Origin of the sequence: Thaumasiovibrio subtropicus, assembly GCF_019703835.1 — a bacterium.
In the GTDB taxonomy this organism is placed as follows: domain Bacteria; phylum Pseudomonadota; class Gammaproteobacteria; order Enterobacterales; family Vibrionaceae; genus Thaumasiovibrio; species Thaumasiovibrio subtropicus.
This window is the reverse complement of sequence record NZ_AP023055.1, coordinates 439891-460343: the sequence shown is the minus strand read 5'-3', so window position 1 is coordinate 460343 and position 20453 is coordinate 439891. Positions and strand designations below refer to the sequence as shown.

Genomic DNA, 20453 nt, shown 5'->3' with positions numbered 1-20453 from the left:
TCATGAAATTACAATTAGCTATGCTATCAACGCTGCTTTTGGCTGCGAACGTCAATGCGACCTGCCAGTCAGAACCGGGACGCTTTGAGCTAAACACCATTGCCACAGCCGACGGCGATATGGTGGTGGTTAACGACTATTTCACAGGGCTTCAATGGCAACACTGCCCTCATGGCCAGTTGACCGACCAATGCGTTGGTGAACTAAAAACCGTGTCTACGCGAGAAACAAACGATAACTACTACTCAAAAGTCACCGAAGCATTTAACGCTAAACTTGCCGCTGAAGATACGGGCTGGCGAGTGCCGGAAATCAGTGAGCTAGCCTCGATTGCTAACTACAACTGTTTGTACAGTACTGATACTCAGTACTTTAAACTGACTGTTTCCAGCGCAGCTATCGATGCTATGTACGCCGAGTTCGATGCCATCATAAAAAGCTATGATCCTCTCGTAAAAGCACGTGAAGAAGCGCTTCAGGCTTGGATTGATACCTATACGGCCGACGATGAGCTAAATAAACTGGAACAAGAGCGTGCTGCGCTGGAACACTTGTTATCAGACTATAAAAACTGGGATCCTGACAAATACGCACGCCTTAATGAAATAAAGAAACACTTCTCTGATACCGTACCTGAATGGACGGCCATGCACCAAGCAAATAGCAAACACTATCGCGCTTACCAGTGGGGCATTGAAAAAGAGGGCTATGTTTCTTTGATTAAAACTCGCAATAACAAGGGAACCGATCTATCCCAGCAGTACTTAACAACAACAGGCTACTACGTTGGTTTTAAAAATAGACCAGACTTTATGATGGACTGGAACAATAACGCCTTTACCGATCTCTATTGGCTATCGAATACAGGTGACTGGATAAACTATCCGGCTCGATTAGTCCGTAACATGTAATAATGCAATGCCAGAAGCCTTACCCTTAGGTAAGGCTTCTGCTAACAATCAACGCCCCGCCAAACTCTCAAACTAGTACGGTAGACGCCAGAAAACCTTGCTTGTATAGCAACAGATGCAAAGTTGCTCACACCACTCAACACAACAATAATAATTATCATATTGATAATTATTATCACTTGCATTGAGTGACAATATCATTAATATCCTGTGCGCCACGGAAGGACAAACATCCAACAAACCCACCCATGGCAGATCAATATGTCGCAATATCCACCTATACCGTATAGAAAACCGATAAAGGTGCAATCGTGACAAACATTCATACTTTGAAATCTTTGTGAATTAGCGCCGACCCTCGCTATTCACATCAATAAGGATTGATGATGACCTCAATGAAGAAATCACTTCTCGGCCTCTCTGTTGCCTTCGCACTTAGTGCTTGCGGTGGTGGTGGCGGTGGTGATACAACGACGCCAACCCCTGATAAACCAACCCCTTCTGTCACTAAAACCATTACCGGATTTGTTTCGGGATACACGCAGGATACTGTCGTTGTATTAAAAGCTGGGGATGAGATTCTTGGTCAATTTGTGCCTACCAAGTCTGAATCAGAGGCGCATCCACGTTACCAGTTTGATATTAAAGAGACGGATGTCCCCGCTGGCGTTGCACTTTCCGTTGAGGCCTATATTACAGCGAAAGCAGAGACTGACGCCGCAACCCGCGCCGATGATTCTAAAGATGGTGCAGCCAACGAGATTGACGGCCGACTTCTCTTCAAAACCGACTTAGGTAATCGAGAGACGCTTTTCTCCTCTGACACTAACAACGACGGCATTGTCGCTAACACTGAGAACTTAGCGCTCGATCTTGCGGCAACCACGACGACACTTTCAGCCCTGAAAATTCATGGTGAAAGCTATACCGATACCGTAAAACGTGTAGGTCGAGATAACTTCTACGCCATTGCGGGCTTGGTTCACTATTTCACAGACAGCGATGAGCAAGGTAAGTCAGTCATTGACACCACGACCGTTGATAGCAGTGACTTACTCGCCGAAGTGAAAGGTATTGCGGCCAAAATCAGTCAATATGGTGAAGGTGTTGATGCGCTAACCGCGTTGCTCGCAGATGATGATAAGTACAGTGTTTACCTTGTTGATGGCCACAATGAAAGTATCAAAGCAAAATCTGATCGCCTCAAGAACATGCCTTACACTGACTCGTTACGCAGTGTTATTGATGCCACTTTCCCAACCCGAACACTGACATTCGAAGGCAAATTAATCAAAGGGTTAAAATCACCTGAAATCAGCATTCAGATTGGCGCCTTTGAAAACAATCCGTACCTAGTGGGTACACCACAAGATGATTACTTTAACAATGCACACAAACCTAAGCGACCAGTAAACCTGCCTGTTACCAACAAAGGCAAAACGGGTGAAGTCGTCTACCCAGATGGGGAAAGCTTCCGCCTTACGATTGAGTTAACAGATCCTGCAAACACCTTCGAGTCTTGCCAACCCGCACATCTTGCCCCCTATACCAATAGCGGTGGTATCAATACCAATAGTGATCCTCGTTGGTTCTCTAATGCCAAAATGGACAATATGCAAGACCTGCTAACTGCGATTGTCTATGACCCAACAACTGGCGTCGAAATGCGCTCACTACTTGGTTCATTCTGTGAGCTGGCAAGCCGCAGTATCGACCGCAACCAAGATGGTGTCATTACAGACATCGAACTGCCAGCACTGCGCGTGTCAATTGAAAATTCTGCACATGCCATTCTAGCCGAACGTAGCTCACTTGCGCATCATGGCGGCGCACAAACCACTAAACCGGTGCAAGTTGATGCCATCCAAGAGCTCTTTTCCCGTCACCCTAAAGAGCAACTTGAATTCATGATGGCTGTTATTGCAATGCAAATTACTGGCTATGATGACGATGCGGGTATCGTTCCTGACAATGCTGATGATTTCTTCCGCACAGCAGCGACCTTGCTGGGAATTGTTTATGACGAAGAGAACCGCATGATTGGTCAAAACCACATGGGTGGCAATGATAGAAAATATCAGATGCCAGAAATGACAGTGCTGTACAACTTCCTATCGCAACTTGAAGACGTCTCTGTCGGTATGCTGCAATCGGGCTTAAATCTTCCTGACCTACTCAAGCGCAGTACTGAGAGTATCCTGAAGATTAGCCATTTCGACAGCGATGTTAACCGCAGTACCGCCTTACTTCAGGATATTAAAGACCGCATAAGCTGGTTACCTGATGTGCCACAAAATGGTCTCGACTACACCTGTAACACGGTGCTTGAGAAAGATCAGTTGGTGGGAATTGCACTTCGCGGCCAAGGGAAGGGTTGGATGACACTTGGTTGGAGTGACACCAAGAGTGCCAAATACACTATTTATTGGGATACCAAGCCATTTACCGACGTTACTAAAGCAGAAAATCAAGCATCAACAAGCCAAACGCTGCATACCTTAAACGGTTTAAAGGAGTATCAAACCTATCATTTCATTATCGAGCATGATGGTACAGCCAGTGCGCCTTTCTCAGTTCGTAAAGGTGACTTAGGTATCCTCAATAAAGCCGACCATGGTAATAGCGATTGTGACCCTCTCACGGGCGTGGCCGTGAACTCACATGCCAACGGCTATGGTGCAATGTCACTTCTCAAAGTGGGTGGCAACGGTCTACCAATTGATCGCCAAGATCTCCACTACCAAGTCATGCCTTTTGATTGCGTTACCGAAGTGAAACAGGGCCGTACTTGGGCTGTACCGCATGCCGTCGTGAAGGATGGTGACCGCGAACGTCATTGGTATGGTATCGACAATCGATACTCGTTCGGTAAGGACACCATTGTAGCCGATGCCAACTTCAATGGTTTTTGTGTGAATGAGCAAGGCGAAACGATCAAGTCAAATATGGCAAAAGAGTGTAATACCGACCGGCTTGTAGAACGCGCTAATACTGCCAACCATTGTGGTATCAGCAACTGGCGTTTACCAACCGCGATGGAAATGATGAACATCACTGTGATGCACACAAACCATTTCGACCGTAACTTCTTCCCTAACATGGATCAGAACCAACAACTTTGGATGGCATGGGATAGCGAACGTTATAAAAAAGCGGCTTTCTCACTCGATTTCAATACGGATACGCGCGGTAGTGCTTATCTAAGAACAGATCCAAAACAAGTACTCCTTGTGAGTGATGGTATTCGAGTCAACAAGCAGTAAGAAGGTAAAGATGATGAAACTTAAAACAATTGCAGCCCTAACCGCATCTGTTTTATCTCTACAAGTCCATGCTGCTTGTCTAGATGAAGCGGGTCGTTTTGAACTCAAAACCCTCAAAAGTAGTGAAGGGGACATCGTTGTCGTCAACGATTATGCCTCTGGTTTACAGTGGCAACACTGTCCAAACGGGATGACAACGAAGGAGTGTCTTGGCGACCCTAAAGTTGTCTATACCCGAGAAAGCAAAGACAGTTTTTACGGCAAAGCCGCTGAGGCGTTTAATGCGACTTTAGACGGGAAAGATCAAGGTTGGAAAACACCTGATCTTCGACAACTAATGTCAATTTCAGATCTCAGCTGTGCGCACGGCACCAATACCAAGTACTTTGGTCTGGGTATTAGCACAGCGAAGATCGACGAGTACATGGCCGCAATGGATAAACTAGAATCTGATTTCAAAGCAATCGTTGGAAAACCATTTTACGATGCGAAAGCACAATGGGAAGAGGACCTAGCAAATGATACTAAGATTCAAGCACTGATCGCCAAGCGCAACGAAATCGATGCAAAATTGAATGCTGTTTGGGATTGGGATCTCTATGATCGTCGTAATGAAATAGAAAAGGACTTGAAAGAAGCAAGTCCAGCCTACGGTGAGATGCTTACAGCAGCAAACACTTATTCCAATAAGTTTCAATGGGGAGACAGCAAATTGGGCATACTCTCTCCAATTAAAACCCAGAATAAACTACCCTTCATGTACCACCAACGTTACGTTTCTACAGACATGTTGTCGATGCACATCAAAGCACGTCCTTACATGACGTTAACAAGCGAAGGCGTAGAAGGTGTCTCTTTACCATGGATTTATACCTCAATGGGCCACATTCCTTACCTACAACGCTTAGTACGTCCTATTCCTGCTGAGGGCTAACTTAGGTCATTGATGATAGAAACCTAAAACTCAAACAGGCCGCGATGCGGCCTGTTTTTTTAGCATTCTTCTTGGCGTTGCACGGGAATTTCAAAACGAAATAAGGCAGCAGCTTCACTCTCATCGATATTCAATAAACTCTCGATACAAAACCCTGTCTCAGTGACTTCTAGCCCTTGCTGCAACAGTTGCTTGTATAAACTGTCCCACGCTGCCAAGTACCCGCCATCCGAGGACACCCATACTTCACAACTAAAATAATCACCCGCGGCGACATCTGTCTCACCTTGACGGACTTTGCACCACTCCCCTACCCAAAGCTGTGCTTCCTTAACGGGTTTATCCAACTCGGAAAAGGGAGTCAGCATGGTTAACCCAATGCCACCTTTGGGGTGAGAATAAAAATAGTCGTCCCACTGTACGCCCGTCAAATAGCGTCCTCGCAAACGTCGTGTGGGATGAGAAACAATCTGGCACTCTAATGACAAGGCCAATTGCTGTTCTAAACTCACGGGCGTATTACTCGGATGTGCCAGTTTGCGCCAAAAGGCAGACACATCCTGCATATCGCCCGCAAGCGCGATACGACGTATCTCTTTCGCTGTCATTCCCAAATCACGTTTTAGCGCTTTCGCCAACGCTTGCGACGAGGAGAAGCCGACCGCCAATGCGACGTCTGTTATCGAGCGATCACGTTGCTCAAACAGTAAACTTGCCGCGTATTGCAACTTCATCCGCGAAAAGTACTGTCCCGGCGTCTCTGAAAACAACGCTTGGAACTGACGCAAAAAATGATAAGACGAGACAGCACAAGCCTCACAGATCACACTCCAATCGAGCGATTCACCCGTTTCAATCGCTGTAAACATCAGGGATAACGCCTTCTCAAACCGTCGACGATGATGGTCAGGGAGCGTATTGAGTAGCGCAACTTCAGGAATCAATATTGTCGGTTTCATCTCCCCAAATTAATCGATTCAATCCAGTTACGCTACTCCGTTAGATGAAGATTGCAGCGTTTATGACAATCACTTACATTTCACTTCGTGCTTCTATACTCAAGCCCTATGCCCTATTTTTGAAACTTACTGCAATATCAGTTGTTCTTGCTGCTCAACTGGCACATGCTCTTTGCGGGTAAAAATGGCCAATAACAGCGGGATAAGCAGCAAGGTCACACCTGTCGCGAAAATTTCGCCAAAGACCAAAGAGACCGCTGCGGGTTTCAGATACTGCGCTTGCTCTGCTGACTCGGTGAGCAGTGGCAACAAGCCGCAAACAGTCGTGACGGTTGTGAGGAAAATCGCCCGCACACGACTAACTCCCGCCGTGATCAGCGCCTCTTGTTTTGGCATCCCTGAACGGTACAGCGCGTTAAAACGAGTAATCAAAACCAGTGAATCATTGATCACGATCCCCGTCATCGCCATCATGCCAAACAAAGACAGAATGCTCACCGGCATGCCAAGCAAGCCGTGACCAAAGATTGCGCCCGCAAAACCAAATGGGATCACTGCCATAATGATCAATGGTTGCCAGTAGGACTTCAGCGGAATCGCCAACAATGCATAGATGGCTAGCAGCGTCATCACCATGGCGGTTTTAAAGCCAGATTGCACTTCAGCAATCTCTTCGAACTCCCCTGCGGGGCCGATTTTCACACCTGGGTATCGCGTTTCAATCTCCGCGAGTGAAGGTTCGAGTTGTGCAAAGCTCTCCTCGGGTGACTGCACAGTTCGGTCCTGCCGCCAATAGACGTTCACGACATTACTGCGATTGCGACGATGGAGTATTTCAGGTTCTTCATCAAAGGAGAAAGTCGCAACATCACCAAGCATAACACTTCGACCATCTTGCAAGAATACGGGGGTATCCGACAGCTGAGACGTGTTGATCCGCTCATCGTCGCGATATTTCAATATCACTTTGGTTTCTCGCCCATGATGGAGTAAGCGATGAATTTCCATTTCACCAAACCCATTTCCTGCTATCTGAGCAATATCTGCTTGGGTGATGCCTAGCTGTCGACCATAGTCATTCAAGGTGACAATAAGCTGCGGCTGACCGCCTTGGCCATCATCGTAGATGTCCTCAACGCCCGCTATCTGTTGTAACTGACCGCGCAAGTCAGCGACGGCTAACCGCGCTAACTCTCTGTCCTTGGCACTGACCGTTAAACTGGTTCCGCCCATGTTCGCGCCACCACCGGAAAAACTGACCGCGTAAGCGCCTTCAAATTCTCCTGCCAGTGCTTGCCAACGATTAAGTATGGTATTGGAAGGTAATCGAGAGAGCGCTTCTGCACTCATCTCAATGGTGGCTTCAATCTGGCCATACCCATCAGAGTACATCAGCAAGTTGCTGATCGCTTCTTTCTCTAGCTGATAGTCACGCTGTAGCGCTTTACTCAATTGGAGTGCCGCGGATTCAAGCTGCATTAAACTTCGGCTTTGCAACGGTAAAGGTGCCCCTTGCTCTAGGGTGATCTCCGCTTGCACATAGCGTCCGGGAATATCAGGGAACATGGCACTTCGGATGGTCCCCCCCATCCAAAGACCATAACCGAGTACGACGAGAGCGAGGAAATTGATCGTCGCCGCAAACTTGCGCTTCAATACCCAACTCAACATCGGGCGATACACGCGCTCAATGAACCAACGCAATCCCCCATCAGCTTTAGACTGCAATGTGGCAATAAACTTCCCCACACCTTTCGTTGCGGGTGATCTTGGCGCTTGATTGAGGTGAGCGGGCAAAATGAACTTACTTTCAATCAAAGAAAAAATAAGGGCAAAAATAACGACCGCAGAAAAACCAGCCAATATTTTCGCGATTTCATTGTTTATCCAAAGCATTGGCGAGAAAGCTGCAATCGTCGTTAATACACCAAACACCGTTGCGACTGTCACCGCTTCTACCCCGTGCCATGCCGCTTCTTTAGGATCGCTGTGACGACTTCGCGCATCGTGGATACTTTCGCCAACGACCACTGCATCATCCACTAAGATACCCAGCACCAAGATCAAGCCAAATAGCGTAATGTCGTTAATGCTATAGTCAAACCAACCCATCATCGCCAGAGCACCTGCGACGGAAACGGGAATGCCGACCGCTACCCAAAAAGCCAACCTTAAGTTCAAAAATAACCCGAGCAATGCCAGCACAATCAATAGTCCTTGCCACGCATTGGTACCAAGGCGGTTAAGTTGTTCTGAAATATACGGCGCCATATCCGCTAAGGTATCAAGCGCGATATCATCTGGTAACAGATAGCGTTGTTCTTCTAGTACCTCTTGAATCGCTTCGCTCACTCTGAGCAAGTTATCTTGCTGACTGGTGGATATTTGTAAGGCGATAGCCGTATTGCCGTTATTGCGCACAATCGCGCCTGTTTCTTCAAAATCACGGCGCAATGTCGCGACATCGCTCAAACGAACCACACCACTCGGCTGGCTCAACACGACCAAGTCTTCAAGTTCTCGAACACTTTGCGCATAACCATCCCCCTTCACAACAAGGCGGCCGCGATCACTTTTCAACTCACCGCTACGCGTTTCAAACGAGGCTTGGGTAATGCTCTCAGAGAGACGACCAATCGACATACCATACCGCTTCAACGCAATAGGATCCGGCTCAATCACCAACAATGCGCTACGCGCTCCCCAGTTGCTGACCTTGCTAATCAATGGATGCTGCAATAGCGCTTGCTCAACTTGGTAAGCAACGGGTTGTAAATCAGCATCACTCCGCGCACCGGAAATCACAACGAAGGCAGCGAGATTCGTAAACTCCATCCGCGTCACCTTGGGCGTTTCCGCCGCGGTAGGAAAGCCAACAATCGCAGAAACGCGATTACGCACATCCTCAAGGAGCCGCTCCAGATCGGCATCCGCTCGTTTGCGAATCGTTACCGAGGCATATCCCGCCATCGATTCGCTGGTCATTGTTTTAATCCCAGAAAGATCCGCAATCGCTTGCTCTATACGCTGAGTGATCCCTTCATCCACTTGCTTCGCCGTGCCCCCGGGATAGGTCACCGTGACGCTGAGACTCGTCGGAGGGACTTGTGGAAAACTCTCCACGCGCATCTGTCGCATGGACAACACACCGCAGACCAAAATCGCGATCATCAATAGATTGGCAGCAACAGGATTATCTAAAAACCATCGGGATAACCACCTCATCCTTGCTCTCCTTTCACGTTAGCGTCGCGACTGTCAGCAAGCTGACGTTCATGCTGCGCCTCTTCTAGCTGCACGCGCACTTTTTGCCCTATCAACATTGAATTAAGAGGGAACTCAACAACGTCGCGGGCTAACGCCGCATCCTCTTCGAATCGAACCCAAACCTGTTTGCGACTTTCTTGGAGCACTTCAACCGCTTGGCGGCTCAAGGTGTCTCCTTCACCAATAGTCCAGACATAGCCATCTTCCGTCAGTGCGCTGACGGGCAAGGACACCACATCCTCTTGCGCTGGCAGCGTGACCGTGACACTGACCTGTTGATCGGCAAGTAGACGCTTTTGACCTTCAAACGGCGACGCCACTGTTAGCACCAACTGACGCTGGCGAGTTTGAGGATCAAACTTTGGCGAAAGATAACGCACGGAAGCAGGCCAGCGACGCCCCAGACGATCTTCAACATTCAATTGTTGTTGCGGCACCCCCTGCCCTAAGCGTCGCCATGTCTGCGCGGATAGTGGCACCATCACGTCCATGAACTCACTTGCTGCGAGTTCAAACAGGACATTGCCACTTTGTACATATTCTCCCGGAGAGACGCTGTTTTCCAACACAACGGCATCGAACGGCGCCACAATGGTGGCATCCGCCAATCGCGCTTTAGCACTTTCAAATCGCTGGCGAGCCGCCGCGAGTTCTGCTTTCGCCGTCTCAACTTGTGGAATTCTTCGGGCATATTGCGAAGCAGACTTGCCCTTTAGCATTGTCTGCGCAACCGTTTGTTCGTGGCGTTCTCGTTCAAGGTTTAATTTGGCAGTAGCGACTTCACCTTTTATCTGGGCTAGTTCGGCCTCCAAATGGACCGTTTCTAATTGCAACAGTACCTGCCCTGCTTTGACCAATGTCCCCGGCTGAATGCGCGCATCATACTCAGCCACATCGCCCTCGACTTGCGCGATCAACGCCGTTTTCCAACGCGGCTGGGTAATCCCTATCACGGTGTGAGACAAAGTCACACTCTGTGGCGTAGCTCGGATTGCCGTCACTGGCATCATGGCGGGAGGCGCGTCATTCATTGGTTCGGTTTGCACGCCAGAGGATTGAAAATAAAGACCACCGGCAACAAATGCAGGCAGGATCAACGAAGTGGCTATGGAGAGTAACTTTTTCATTTCTAAAGCTCCCTGACTTGAGGCAAGGTATTGATTCGCTCAGTTATTTCCCCTAAGCGCGATAGTTGCTGAAGCACGATAGGCAAGACAATCATGGCTTCAACATATTCCCAGGAGTAGCTAAGGATGGAGAAAATTGCGCCGGAAGTAATACCGTCGATGTCAGTGGCCATCCAAAGATTGAACAGAATGAAACCTAACTGAACCGTAAATACCCCGCCATAGAGCAGTGCTTCGGTGTCTGACAAGGCAATTTCACGTCGGCACAGTGCTCGCAAATACTGCTTCAGCGTCGGACGATGGCCTGAATTAAGGACTTCAACCTGCTGCTCAACCTTATCGTTGAGTTCACTATTGCACTGCACAAACCGACGATGAAACAAGCTATAGAACAGCATCGCCAGCACCCCAGTCGCGACAGCGCTGATGGCAAGATCGCCACAAAATGAGGCTAAGATCGCCACCGAAGCGACAATTTGAATCACAGCAGTAAAGAGTGGCGGTAGGTCTTCCTCTAAGAAGTCCACCAGCTCTCTGGCCATGGAGAGACGAGCTGTACGAACTGAGACAGGGAGTGCGTTTTGTCGCTTGTCGACGTGTAAGCAAATCGCCGTGCGAATCTGGCCATAAGCACGCGTATCGATGAACTTACGAATCACCGCGACAGTAATGAGCACTGCAAAAACAGCAATCAGCACGAATAAAGCGTCATATTGGTTGACGAGCAAACCGTCAATGGCAAAACCGAGGAAAAGAGGAATGAGCACCATTAGCCCATTTTCAACAATGACAAGGCTCCATGTCGTCAATATCGCGCGCGGATACTGCCGCATCAGTCCAGAAATGGTGACTGGTTGAGAATAATCCACACCGTTCTCCTTGTTTAAGTCTGTTGATTACCTAAACATTGTCGCGGTGTGGGCGGTGAGAAACTTGTCCGATATTGCTATTTTTTGTTAACTCTTTTTTTACTAACTCGTTTTTGTTGGCTCATAGACTCAAGTCACTTCAAGACGCTTGAGTATTTAAAACAGCAACGGCTCACGTTATTCATCCAATAATTGGTCAGATTTCGCCGCACAGATAAAATCGTTTTTGTGGAGCCCTTTCAAAGAGTGGCTCCACCATTCCACATGGACTTTTCCCCACTCGAGCACAATCGTCGGGTGGTGAAACTCCTCTTCCGCCAAGGCAGCAATCCGATTTGCAAATGCCCAAGCTAGCTTAAAATTCTTAAAGGTATACAACTTTCGCAATCGGGGGATATCCGCTTCAACAACAATTTCCCAATCGGCTAACGATGCCAGTAACGCCGTCTGCGCTTCGTGTGTGAGTGCAACAGCATCCGATGAACACGCTTCACAGCGCAACGTATCAAGCATGGACAGACTCCTTTGGTTCGAATTTAGGGGCAAAGAGGCCCAACTGTTTTGCCTCTTGAACTTTACGACGTAAATCCGCTTGGCTAAGTCGATAGAGGTCGGCAATATCCTGTAGGTAAAAGTAGATGGGTTGCAAAATATCAATGCGATAAGGTGTTCTCAATACATCTAACACGGAAAACAGTTGACGTTCAGCTTGATCGCTTTCCAGTGCATAAACACTTTCTGCCGGGGAAGAGAGAATCCCCCCGCCGTAAATTTTCAGTTTATCCCCCTCTTTCAGCAACCCAAACTCCACCGTAAACCAGTACAAACGGGCTAAAAAGACACGCTCCTCATGGCTGGCATTCAGGCCGAGTTTGCCATAAGCGGCGGTAAACGCGGCAAAGTCTGGATGGGTTAGCATGGCACAATGCCCGAAAATCTCGTGGAAATAGTCGGGCTCTTGCAAGTAATCCATTTCATCGCGATGGCGTAAAAATGTTGCCACTGGAAACTGTTTGTCCGCCAGCAAAGCAAAGAAACGATCGAAGTTGATCAATGCAGGGACAGGGGCGCAACGCCAACCCGTCGTTTGCTGCAATACGGCATTAATGGCTGGCAGTTGTGGCACAGAATCCATCGGGAGTGCCAGCGATTTCAATCCTTCGATGTAGGGCTGACAGGCACGTTGTTCGACCAGCGGTATTTGACGAGAAACCAAGGTAGTCCAAACTTGGTGTTCCTCATCATCCCAATCAACATACCCCTGTTTATCGACGAGTTTGGAATGGTACTTAGCCATCTTGCGCCCTCCTCTTCAATCCTACACTCGAGCGACTAGCGCCCCACTTCGACATTAAACCTGTTCGAAAGGGGAAAACCATTCCTTCACACCTTTGCCTTGAACTCTAGCCGCTAGTTTGCTTCTGAATCCTGCGTCTTGAGGATATAAGCTTATGCCGAGCAACGAATAAGTTGCCAACCCGTCACGCACTCTTTACTCGCCGAATTCGTAACAAAAATTTTACATTGTTATTTTTGAGCTATATTTCAATAAACAATCTAGACAATAAAAGCTCAAACACCGATGGGCTAGATACGCGGAGCTTGCACGCAAGCAACAATAAGATGCTTGTCCAACGAGAATTTCTAGGGGCGTTCACTATGCGACGTTGGTTTCAATTTCCGTTAAAACAAGGGCAGGCTTCTTCCCAAGCCCATTGCAACCTGCCTGAAAACAGTTACGAGCGGGAATGTGGGCGAGACGGATTTTTCGGCCCCGCCAGTCATATGTATCATCGTCACATGCCAACAGGTTGGACTCAGTGGCAGGGCCCCCACCGCCCTAAAGCGTTTGATACGTTCAAACTCGATCTCACTGCCGATTCCGTGTGGGATGCGCCGATATTGCTACAAAACGCTGCCCTAAAACTACGCTTTTGGCAATGCAATCAAGCGATGCCTTATTTAGCACGCAATGGCGATGGTGATGAGATGCTTTTTATCCATCAAGGGAGAGGTGACCTCTTCTGTGATTACGGCCATCTTAGTTATCAAGAAGGTGATTACCTGCTGATACCGAGAGGAACCAACTGGCGTATCGAGCCTCAAAACACGACGTTGCTAATGCTGATAGAAGCGACCCGTGACAGCTATCAGCTGCCAGATCGTGGTCTTGTCGGTCAACACGCTATTTTTGATCCGGGCGTACTTGTACCCGCAGCCATTAACAGCACCTTCATCGCTCAGCAAGATGATCACCAAGTCTGGCAAGTCAAACTGAAAGCACGCGATCAGATCAATGTGATCACCTACCCTTACAATCCACTGGATGCTGTTGGATGGAAAGGTGAGGTAACCGCTTTGAAACTCAACTGGCGTGACATTCGCCCCTTGATGAGCCACCGCTATCATCTGCCCCCTTCCGCGCACTCGACCTTTGTATGTCGTGATTTTGTGATTTGCACCTTCGTTCCGCGCCCGATAGAGCAAGACCCTGACGCATTAAAAGTTCCCTTCTTTCATAATAACGATGATTACGACGAAGTGATCTTCTACCACCAAGGCAACTTTTTTAGCCGCGACAACATCGATGCGGGAATGGTGACATTTCACCCCTGCGGTTTTACACATGGACCACACCCCAAAGCGTATCAACATCAAGGCGAAAAAGCGGCGACGGACGAAGTGGCCGTCATGATAGATAGTCGCGTTCCTTTCGATGTCACAGATGCCGCAACCAAAGTCGAAAATACGTCTTACTGGGCCTCATGGCAATCCGGGGCCACGAAGCCTGAGTAGGGCAATTTACAATGTAAAATGGAGGTAACCTATGAAGCTCGCTTCGCTCAACCATGGCCGTGATGGGCAACTGATCCTCGTTTCTCGCGATCATCAGTCTGCCATGTTTGTCCACGACATTGCGCCAACGCTACAGTTTGCGTTAGACAATTGGCATTTGGTTGAACAAGAGTTGCAGCATCAATACGAGTTACTCAATGCCGGGAAAGCGGAAATTGCCTTTAAGTTTAACCCACTCGATTGTCACTCCCCGTTACCTCGTGCTTTCCAATGGGCTGATGGCAGTGCCTATGTCAATCACATTGAACTCGTTCGTAAAGCGAGAGGCGCAGAGATGCCGCCGAGTTTCTGGGTCAATCCGCTTGTCTATCAGGGTATGTCGGATGGGTTTCTCCCTCCACATGGCGATATCGAAATGCGTAACCCTGAATGGGGCTGGGATTTCGAAGCTGAACTCGCCATCATTACCGATGACGTACCTATCGCCGTGACAGCAGACGATGCAGCGCAACACATCAAGTTAGTCATGCTAGTGAATGATATCTCGTTGCGAAACTTGATTCCCGATGAGTTAGCAAAAGGGTTTGGTTTTTTCCAATCTAAACCTACCTCAAGCTTCTCTCCTATCGCCGTGACCCCTGATGAGCTGGGTGAACATTGGTCCGAAGGCAAGTTGCATTTAGAGATGCAAGTCACCCTAAACGGTGAACACTTTGGGCACCCTAATGCCGGACAAGATATGACCTTCTCTTTCCCGCAGTTGATCGCCCACATCGCCAAATCCCGAGCTCTGGGCGCAGGCACCATCATTGGCTCAGGCACCATCTCAAACCGGGACAGCAGTGTCGGATCATGCTGCCTCGCTGAAAAGCGTATGCTAGAGAAAATCACACACGGTGAAATAACCACGCCATTTTTACAACCGGGTGATCACCTCTCCATTACGATGACACCCCCTGATGGTGCGCCATTATTTGGCGAGATCAATCAACGCGTCATCGCTTGTGAGCCTGTTAGTCAAACGCCGCCACATCAAATAAAGCGTTAGGAGACGCCATGCTGACGCTCTACGATTACCCACGATCATCCGCGGCTTATCGAGTGAGAATTGCGCTTGGTTTAAAAGGTCTGGATTATCAGCAACACCCTGTGCCACTGCTCGAAGATGCGCAGTTTGATAGCCAGTTCACGCGGCTAAACCCAAACGCCTCTGTACCCGTGTTAATGACCAAACATGGTGCTATTTCTCAGTCTCTGGCCATTATCGAATATCTAGAAGAAGCCTTCCCTTATCCGCGGCTGCTTCCCCCTTCGGCTCATGACAGAGCACGCTGTCGTGCCATCGCACAATTGATTTGTTGCGATATTCATCCACTTAACAACTTACGCGTACTCAATCATGTCAGCCAACTCGCAGGTGAAGAGACAAAAATGACTTGGTATTTCCATTGGCTCAAACGTGGTTTTGATGCCTTAGAAGCGCAATTAAAAGCCCGGAAAACCCATTACTGTTGCGCAAATGTACCAACACTCGCCGATATCTGCTTGGTACCTCAGCTATTTAACGCCCACCGATTCGAGTTTGACCTATCCCCTTACCCCAATCTGCTCGACATCGAGGCCTTGTGCATTGAACAAGAGGCGTTTATTGAGGCCCACCCTGAGAATCAACCTTAAGTGTAATGAGGAGTTCATTATGTCTGACAGCCTCTGGATGCCTTCTCGCGAACGTATTACCGACTCTAGACTCAATCAATTTATGGTCAGACTGAGCCAACAACATCAACAGTTGTTTCACGACTACCATCAACTCCACACCTGGTCTGTTGAACAAAACACCCTATTCTGGGCCGAAGTATGGGCATTTTGCGATATTGTCGGCGAGCGAGGGCGACGGATAACGGCGCACGGTAAGCCCAAGTTCGGCGACTTTGTCGCAAGCCGTGATACACAATGGTTCCCGGATGCAAAAATAAATTACGCAGAGAACCTGCTCGCCCACGCTTTTCGCTCGCCTGACGAACCCGCGATCCTCTTCGATAATGAACAAGGCAAGCAAGAAACACTCACTTGGCAACAGCTCTGCGACCGGGTTTCGGTTGTGCGCCAATGGCTCCAACAGCAAGGCGTAAAAGAAGGTGATGTTGTCGCTGGTTATCTTCCCCATATCCCACAGACAATCATCGCGATGTTGGCAACGACCAGCTTAGGGGCGATTTGGACATCCACTTCACCCGACTTTGGGGTAGAGAGCGTCATCGAACGCTTCGCACAGGTATCGCCAAAGGTCCTATTTTGCTGTGATGGCTACCCCTATGGTGGCAAACAGCACCCAATGGCGGCAAAAAACCAGCAAGTATGGCAAGCATTAGAAAGCGTCGTCTCCCTATGTCAAATCGAATACCTCGATATCGAGCAAGAGGAAGACTTCAATCTCGATTCGCCCGTCCAGAGCTGGGATGAGATTTTCAACCACTTTTTAGCGCGCCCGATGCGCTATCAACGGCTGGCATTCAATGCACCACTCTTTGTTCTGTACTCTTCGGGCACAACCGGAAAGCCTAAATGTATCGTTCACGGTGTGGGTGGCACCTTGATTAATCACTTAAAGGAGCATCAGCTGCATTGCGATGTTAAACCTCATGACAGGCTGTTTTACTACACCACATGTGGTTGGATGATGTGGAACTGGCAGGTCTCAGCGCTGGCGAGTGGCGCAACACTCGTCATCTATGATGGGCATCCGCTACAACAGCCGAGTACACTCTGGCAACTGGCGGAAAGGCGAGCGGTCACTCTCTTTGGAACCGCATCTGGTTACCTTGGGGCATTACAAAAAACCGGCTACAACCCTATGGATTCGGTTAACCTCACCCATCTAAAAACACTCTGTTCTACGGGTTCCGTCCTCTATCCATACCAATTCGACTTTGTTTATCACCATATTAAAACCGACTTGCACCTCGCTTCCATCTCAGGTGGTACCGACATTTGTGGTTGTTTTGTCTTGGGAAACCCAATCTCACCCGTGTTTAGAGGCGAGTGCCAAAGTCGCGCGCTGGGTATGGCCGTGAAAGTGATGAACGAGCACCATCAATCAGTGAAAGAGAAAAAAGGGGAGCTTGCCTGTATTAATAGCTTCCCGAATCAACCAATCGGCTTTTGGAACGATGACGGCCAAGCCTACCACAATGCCTATTGGGCAACATCGCCGGGGGTTTGGCACCATGGTGATGAAGTTCGCCTGACGATCAATGATGGCATGATCTTTTATGGCCGCAGTGACGCAACGTTAAACCCTGGCGGCGTCAGAATTGGCACCGCTGAGATCTATCGCGTTGTTAACCAGCTCAACGAAATCAAGGAGAGCCTTGCCATTGGTCTGCAACGGAATGAGACAGAAGAAGTCATTCTCTTCGTTGCACTCGCAGATACATACACTTTAGCGCCAACCCTTCACGACAAGATAAAAGCGGCGCTACGCGAGCACTGTTCGCCTCGCCATGTGCCATCGCAAATTTTTGTCATCAGCGATATGCCTAGAACCAAGTCGGGAAAATTAGTCGAACTGGCAGTTAAAAAGATCATGCATGGTGAGCAAGTGAACAATGAAAATGCGATAGCCAACCCACAAGTCCTTAATGAAATCCGTGACATCTTTAAGCACTGCACATGACTAAAAAGTTAGAGGCAGAGCAATATTTCAGCGCCGAGAGTAAAGAATTTATCGAAGAGGAAATATTTAGTGCCTATACTTCAGAAGGTTATCTGCTCTAGTCCTCTTAACAGGCTTGAGTATATATTCGCCACTCGACGAATGGCTAACATGTTAAACAAAGGAACAACAAGGAACGTTCATGAGCCGTATTAATATCGACCTGCCCGATTCACCGCTTTATGAGACGGAAATGCGAGTCCGGATCTCAGATGTGAACTATGCAAATCACCTATCCAATGATGCCATTTGGGGTTTTGTTAACGAAGCACGTGTACAGTTTCTCTACTCACGTGGCTTTAGTGAAGCTGATGTGGATGGCAAAGCCATTATTCTTGGCGATTCTGCGGCAAGGTTTGAAAACCAAGCCTTCTACGGCGAACCGATCAGCCTTGAAGTTTATGCCGATGACTTTACCGAACACAGTTGCTCGCTCTACTTTCACCTTTACCACGCTGACAAAGGCTACACCATTGCAAAGGCAATGAATGGTCTGGTGTTCTTTGACTATCACAATCAATCAGTGTGTGATGTGCCTAAGGCCTTTGTTGAAGCCTGTATTCCTCTCGAAGTAGATTGATCTCAGTAACCGAGTTCATCACTTATCCAGCGCACAAAAAAAACCGCTTTCTCACGAAAGCGGTTTTTGGTTTAGGTCTCGACAGTACGTATGAACGACTAACGTAAGCTTAGGCTAATGTTCAGATTAACGTTGTAGTAGTTGTTGAATACTGGCATTTTGTTCAAGCTCTGCGTGTAATGTGCGTAACGCTCATCTAGGTCTTTCTTGATTTCAGGATCTTGGAACTCTTCAGCCGTAAGACCGTTCAGTTCAAGCGTGCTAAAGTCAGTCACACCTTCTGCAATGGCTTTGTTCAACGCATCGTAATCTTCGATAAGTGAAATCATACGCCATGCATAGTCATTTTCGCGAGTTGCATAAACGTCCATGTAAGCCACACCATTATCCTTACGGGTAAAGGTTTTGTACTCTTGGTGGCTAGCAATGTCGTTACGAACACTGATCTTACGTGCAAGAATGATATCTTCTTCCGTCACGTAATCACCCACGGTTTGCTTCATTACTGCCATCAAGATTGCTTGGTTTAGCGGTACTTCTTTTGTAAACGGTAGGCCGTAGTAGTTACGTACAGCTGAACTACCCCAGTACGGCATTGGTTCAACCATCACATCCCAAGACCAAGCATTGAAGTCACCTTTTGGCGCACGGAACTTGCCGCTTTCGTCTTTGAAGTTAGCCGTGTAACCATCTGCACCCAGTAGGATTGAGTTGAACAGCAATATGCTACGGTCGTAGAAATAGAACTTAGTTTCGCCATTTTCTACTACACCACGACGCCATGGGATATCGATTAGGGCTTTAGTCGTGCGGTCTGTTGTCGCACGGAAACCATCACGGTCAACTAGCGTTGTAATAGCAGCGAGTTTGTCAGGCCAGTGGCCTAAGAAGTCAATAACGTTTGATGTAATGGTCTTCCCTCGCACTAATCGGCATCGCAATGTGCCAAGATAGCGTTGATAAATCGCCTATCTAAAAACGAGGGAAGACCATGAATAAGTGTAAAACCATTGGTATCGATTTAGCAAAGAATACTTTTACTTCATCATGTTGGACAAACAGGGTAAGCAAGTTGAGAGAAAGAAATTAAATCGACAACAGCTCATTGGCTATCTCTCGAAGCTAGAGACTTGTGTCATTGCGATGGAAGCATGCGGTACAGCGCATTACTGGGGACGAAAAATAGGCCAGCTAGGGCACTCTGTTGTATTACTTCCCGCTCAGCATGTGAAAGGCTATTTACGAGGCCAAAAGAATGACTATAACGATGCAAAGGCCATCGCAGAAGCGTGTCAGCACGGTGCGATTCGCCCCGTTGCGGTCAAATCCCTAGCGCAGCAAGACGACCAAACTTTTTTGCTCATGCGTCAACACGTGAGTAGTGACAGAAAGCGCTTAATCAATCATGTGAGAGGGTTGCTGGCGGAGTATGGGGTAGTGCTGGCGAGAGGAAGTCAGGTATTGCGTAAATCGCTGCCTTTTATTCTAGAAGATGTTGAGAACGGCTTAACCGACGAATTTCGAGCGCTTTTATTCAGGCAATACACACAACTCGAAAGGCTTGACGAAGAGCTACAGTGGTACGACGAAAGGTTGGCCGAAAAAGTGAAGCAAAAAGACGTTTGTCAGCGTTTGATAAAAGTGCCAGGTATTGGTCCCGTGGTGAGTTTTTCCTTAAGAGCCTGGATGGGAAGTGGTGAGCAATTTAAACGAGGGCGTGATGCGTCAGCAGCCTTAGGTTTAGTGCCCAAGCAATTTAGCACGGGAGGTCGAGAGGTATTGCTTGGCATTACAAAGCGAGGGAATCAGCAGTTAAGGTCATTCGTGGTTCATGGTGCAAGAGCGGTTGTGAGTCGAGCCGATGGCAAAACAGACAGGCTTAGTCAATGGATATTGCGGCTGGTTGAAAGGCGAGGTTTTAACAAGGCTGTGGTGGCGCTGGCGAATAAGATAATCCGTATCGCGTGGGTCATTATCTGTCGAGGAGAAAGCTATAAAGCGCCAGCGGCGGTTTAACAGAAAGATTTAACTA

16 protein-coding genes are annotated in these 20453 nt (G+C 48.1%); 9 read left to right on the top strand and 7 right to left on the bottom strand.

Features of this window, described 5'->3' with window-relative positions:
* Nucleotides 1–2: 2 nt before the first annotated feature.
* The 3 genes from TSUB_RS18370 (at nucleotide 3) to TSUB_RS18360 (ending at nucleotide 5108) form a co-directional block, all read left to right on the top strand.
* Entirely contained in the window at nucleotides 3–911 is a 909-nt protein-coding gene (locus tag TSUB_RS18370; RefSeq protein WP_087025158.1) for an Lcl domain-containing protein, read from the top strand.
* A 395-nt stretch (nucleotides 912–1306) separates the two neighbouring features.
* Nucleotides 1307–4174: an Lcl domain-containing protein gene (locus TSUB_RS18365; RefSeq protein ID WP_159065020.1), complete on the top strand. Its 2868-nt coding sequence runs from the start codon at nucleotides 1307–1309 to the stop codon at nucleotides 4172–4174.
* A gap of 10 nt (nucleotides 4175–4184) precedes the next feature.
* A complete protein-coding gene (locus TSUB_RS18360; protein WP_159065021.1) occupies nucleotides 4185–5108 on the top strand; it encodes an Lcl C-terminal domain-containing protein in 924 nt (307 codons plus the stop codon).
* Between the two features lie 59 nt (nucleotides 5109–5167).
* On the opposite strand, the gene TSUB_RS18355 is transcribed toward TSUB_RS18360, so the two are convergent.
* The 6 genes from TSUB_RS18355 to phhA all read right to left on the bottom strand — a co-directional run bounded on the left by TSUB_RS18355 (nucleotide 5168) and on the right by phhA (nucleotide 12627).
* Nucleotides 5168–6067, bottom strand: a complete 900-nt coding sequence (locus tag TSUB_RS18355) for a helix-turn-helix transcriptional regulator (RefSeq protein WP_087025164.1) — start codon at nucleotides 6065–6067, stop codon at nucleotides 5168–5170.
* A gap of 126 nt (nucleotides 6068–6193) precedes the next feature.
* Nucleotides 6194–9292, bottom strand: a complete 3099-nt coding sequence (locus tag TSUB_RS18350; protein ID WP_087025166.1) for an efflux RND transporter permease subunit — start codon at nucleotides 9290–9292, stop codon at nucleotides 6194–6196.
* Complete coding sequence (locus tag TSUB_RS18345; protein ID WP_087025168.1) at nucleotides 9289–10461, bottom strand: efflux RND transporter periplasmic adaptor subunit; 1173 nt, start codon at nucleotides 10459–10461, stop codon at nucleotides 9289–9291. Before TSUB_RS18345 ends, TSUB_RS18350 begins: the two co-directional genes overlap by 4 nt.
* A 2-nt stretch (nucleotides 10462–10463) precedes the next feature.
* Nucleotides 10464–11330, bottom strand: coding sequence for an ABC transporter six-transmembrane domain-containing protein (locus TSUB_RS18340; RefSeq protein WP_202819778.1), 867 nt, complete (start codon nucleotides 11328–11330; stop codon nucleotides 10464–10466).
* Nucleotides 11331–11507: 177 nt separating this feature from the next.
* Nucleotides 11508–11843: a 4a-hydroxytetrahydrobiopterin dehydratase gene (locus tag TSUB_RS18335; protein ID WP_087025170.1), complete on the bottom strand. Its 336-nt coding sequence runs from the start codon at nucleotides 11841–11843 to the stop codon at nucleotides 11508–11510.
* Nucleotides 11836–12627 (bottom strand): phenylalanine 4-monooxygenase, encoded by a 792-nt coding sequence (gene phhA, locus TSUB_RS18330; protein WP_087025172.1) that lies wholly within the window; start codon nucleotides 12625–12627, stop codon nucleotides 11836–11838. The genes TSUB_RS18335 and phhA overlap by 8 nt, the downstream gene beginning before the upstream one ends.
* A gap of 362 nt (nucleotides 12628–12989) precedes the next feature.
* On the opposite strand from phhA, the gene TSUB_RS18325 reads away from it, so the two are divergent.
* From TSUB_RS18325 to TSUB_RS18305, 5 genes are all read left to right on the top strand, one after another.
* Entirely contained in the window at nucleotides 12990–14126 is a 1137-nt protein-coding gene (locus TSUB_RS18325; protein WP_087025174.1) for a homogentisate 1,2-dioxygenase, read from the top strand.
* A gap of 31 nt (nucleotides 14127–14157) precedes the next feature.
* The gene (locus tag TSUB_RS18320) at nucleotides 14158–15174 is read left to right on the top strand and encodes a fumarylacetoacetate hydrolase family protein (RefSeq protein ID WP_087025176.1); all 1017 of its coding nucleotides are present in this window, start codon (nucleotides 14158–14160) and stop codon (nucleotides 15172–15174) included.
* Between the two features lie 11 nt (nucleotides 15175–15185).
* Nucleotides 15186–15803: a maleylacetoacetate isomerase gene (gene maiA / locus TSUB_RS18315; RefSeq protein WP_087025220.1), complete on the top strand. Its 618-nt coding sequence runs from the start codon at nucleotides 15186–15188 to the stop codon at nucleotides 15801–15803.
* Between the two features lie 19 nt (nucleotides 15804–15822).
* On the top strand, nucleotides 15823–17802 hold the full coding sequence (locus tag TSUB_RS18310) for an acetoacetate--CoA ligase (RefSeq protein ID WP_087025178.1): 1980 nt from the start codon (nucleotides 15823–15825) through the stop codon (nucleotides 17800–17802).
* A gap of 181 nt (nucleotides 17803–17983) precedes the next feature.
* Nucleotides 17984–18421 (top strand): acyl-CoA thioesterase, encoded by a 438-nt coding sequence (locus tag TSUB_RS18305; RefSeq protein ID WP_087025180.1) that lies wholly within the window; start codon nucleotides 17984–17986, stop codon nucleotides 18419–18421.
* A gap of 98 nt (nucleotides 18422–18519) precedes the next feature.
* Here TSUB_RS18305 and TSUB_RS18300 read toward each other — a convergent pair whose 3' ends face one another.
* Complete coding sequence (locus TSUB_RS18300) at nucleotides 18520–19347, bottom strand: hypothetical protein (protein WP_221274645.1); 828 nt, start codon at nucleotides 19345–19347, stop codon at nucleotides 18520–18522.
* Nucleotides 19348–19468: 121 nt separating this feature from the next.
* On the opposite strand from TSUB_RS18300, the gene TSUB_RS18295 reads away from it, so the two are divergent.
* The gene (locus TSUB_RS18295) at nucleotides 19469–20437 is read left to right on the top strand and encodes an IS110 family RNA-guided transposase (RefSeq protein WP_246616343.1); all 969 of its coding nucleotides are present in this window, start codon (nucleotides 19469–19471) and stop codon (nucleotides 20435–20437) included.
* Nucleotides 20438–20453 lie beyond the last annotated feature (16 nt).

Bases quoted from the DNA above. Each gene is read 5' to 3' on its own strand.
- TSUB_RS18350 (WP_087025166.1), bottom strand. From the start codon at position 9,292: ATGAGGTGGTTATCCCGATGGTTTTTAGATAATCCTGTTGCTGCCAAT.
- TSUB_RS18295 (WP_246616343.1), top strand. From the start codon at position 19,469: ATGTTGGACAAACAGGGTAAGCAAGTTGAGAGAAAGAAATTAAATCGA.
- phhA (WP_087025172.1), bottom strand. From the start codon at position 12,627: ATGGCTAAGTACCATTCCAAACTCGTCGATAAACAGGGGTATGTTGAT.
- TSUB_RS18320 (WP_087025176.1), top strand. From the start codon at position 14,158: ATGAAGCTCGCTTCGCTCAACCATGGCCGTGATGGGCAACTGATCCTC.
- TSUB_RS18365 (WP_159065020.1), top strand. From the start codon at position 1,307: ATGAAGAAATCACTTCTCGGCCTCTCTGTTGCCTTCGCACTTAGTGCT.
- TSUB_RS18370 (WP_087025158.1), top strand. From the start codon at position 3: ATGAAATTACAATTAGCTATGCTATCAACGCTGCTTTTGGCTGCGAAC.
- TSUB_RS18310 (WP_087025178.1), top strand. From the start codon at position 15,823: ATGTCTGACAGCCTCTGGATGCCTTCTCGCGAACGTATTACCGACTCT.
- TSUB_RS18305 (WP_087025180.1), top strand. From the start codon at position 17,984: ATGAGCCGTATTAATATCGACCTGCCCGATTCACCGCTTTATGAGACG.
- TSUB_RS18325 (WP_087025174.1), top strand. From the start codon at position 12,990: ATGCGACGTTGGTTTCAATTTCCGTTAAAACAAGGGCAGGCTTCTTCC.
- TSUB_RS18335 (WP_087025170.1), bottom strand. From the start codon at position 11,843: ATGCTTGATACGTTGCGCTGTGAAGCGTGTTCATCGGATGCTGTTGCA.
- TSUB_RS18360 (WP_159065021.1), top strand. From the start codon at position 4,185: ATGATGAAACTTAAAACAATTGCAGCCCTAACCGCATCTGTTTTATCT.
- TSUB_RS18345 (WP_087025168.1), bottom strand. From the start codon at position 10,461: ATGAAAAAGTTACTCTCCATAGCCACTTCGTTGATCCTGCCTGCATTT.
- TSUB_RS18355 (WP_087025164.1), bottom strand. From the start codon at position 6,067: ATGAAACCGACAATATTGATTCCTGAAGTTGCGCTACTCAATACGCTC.